This is a genomic window from Escherichia sp. WS1450 (assembly GCF_046487395.1).
Lineage (GTDB): Bacteria > Pseudomonadota > Gammaproteobacteria > Enterobacterales > Enterobacteriaceae > Escherichia > Escherichia coli.
Genome location: NZ_JBJQJO010000110.1, coordinates 1 through 1468, shown reverse-complemented (window position 1 = coordinate 1468; position 1468 = coordinate 1). Strand labels below are relative to the sequence as shown.

At 44.8% G+C, this 1468-nt stretch carries 2 protein-coding genes and 1 pseudogene; 1 reads left to right on the top strand and 2 read right to left on the bottom strand.

The genetic code is table 11. The features are described from left to right. A pseudogene (locus tag ACJHYR_RS27715) lies at positions 1-258 on the bottom strand (phage terminase large subunit family protein); the annotation flags it as partial. Then, positions 230-736: a terminase small subunit gene (locus tag ACJHYR_RS27710; RefSeq protein WP_001519435.1), complete on the bottom strand. Its 507-nt coding sequence runs from the start codon at positions 734-736 to the stop codon at positions 230-232. The pseudogene ACJHYR_RS27715 and the gene ACJHYR_RS27710, both read right to left, overlap by 29 nt. Before the next feature lie 427 nt (positions 737-1163). Between ACJHYR_RS27710 and ACJHYR_RS27705 the strand changes: the two genes are divergently transcribed. Next, a complete protein-coding gene (locus ACJHYR_RS27705) occupies positions 1164-1358 on the top strand; it encodes a YlcI/YnfO family protein (protein ID WP_032242945.1) in 195 nt (64 codons plus the stop codon). Positions 1359-1468: the final 110 nt, after the last annotated feature.

Here is a 1468-nt window from a genome sequence, read left to right as displayed (position 1 = left end):
CAACATCTTTGTATAACCAATACGGGCAGATTTAATCAGGTTAACAGTGCGAATCAGATCGTTGCCCATACAGTTCATGATGGCGATCTGGAACGGCAGCGTTTTCCATTCGCCGTCACCGTATGAGGATTCTTTCGGCAGATAATAATACTGGTCAGCCCATTCAACTGCCGTCATCGGTACAACCCTGACCAGAGGCTGCAGCGCAACCGAAACGGCAGCCATCAGATTATTCAGTTGTTGCTCTGATATATTCATCCAGCAAATCCGGTAATTTATCCCCTGCCCGCGCACACTGATTTGCGCCCTTCGCAATAAGGGTTTTCAGATGGTCAAGATGACGTGGCGTTAAATCCGGGAACTGTCGCTGCATGGATAACGGAATAGAATCAAGCGTACTGGACAATGCCATCGCCAGCTTGCTGAGGGCGAAAACGCAGAAGTCTGAATCGATGAGCTTACCTTCGGTTACCTGATTTTTAAGTTTTTGAGCTACGGCCTGTTCTTCTGTCAGTTCAGCTCTGGCCCGAAGCAGCCTTTCCTCCAGATCGCCCCCGTCATCAGGTGTTCTATGATTGTGTTGTCGCCGCTCGCGATCTATCTCCAGTACAGTTTTAACGTCATAAAAAACTTCCCTCCCCCGACGCTCGACAGGAGGAACGCCCCATTTATCAAATGCCTGAACAGAGATACCGATGGAGGAGGCCATATCACTTTTATTCAATAAAAAGGCCATCTCCTCTCCATAAGTCATCGATAAAAAGCGATACAACAACCATGTGTTTTTACAAAACCATTTGATATCATTTAATTTTTTCACATTAATGACATCAAAGCACATCGTAAGGTTGTTGTATTTATTTTATTTTCACCTTACTTATCAATTAGATATACCAAACAATTAAACAACAACCACCCCCTCAAAAAATCTCATAAATAGCGAAAACGCGCGAGGTCGACGCCCCGTAACGGGTCCACATGCCGGAAAGGACCCGCAAAATGATAATAATTATCATCTACATGTCACAACGTGCATCTACGCCATCAAACCACGTCAAATAATAAATTATGACGCAGGTATCGTATTAATTGATCTGCATCAACTTAACGTAAAAACAACTTCAGACAATACAAATCAGCGACACAGAATACGGGGCAACCTCATGTCAACGAAGAACAAAACCCGCAGAACAACAACCCGCAACATCCGCTTTCCTAACCAAATGATTGAACAAATTAACATCGCTCTTGAGCAAAAAGGGTCCGGGAATTTCTCAGCCTGGGTCATTGAAGCCTGCCGTCGGAGACTAACGTCAGAAAAGAGAGCATATACATCAATCCAAAGAGATGATGAATAAACATCCCGGTTTCTTCCACCATCGCACCGGAAAAGCGACTATGAGGGTAACCCTGCGTCTGTCAGCACAGTAAAACCCGGTGTGCATCGTTTTTGATTATTCCCGCACAC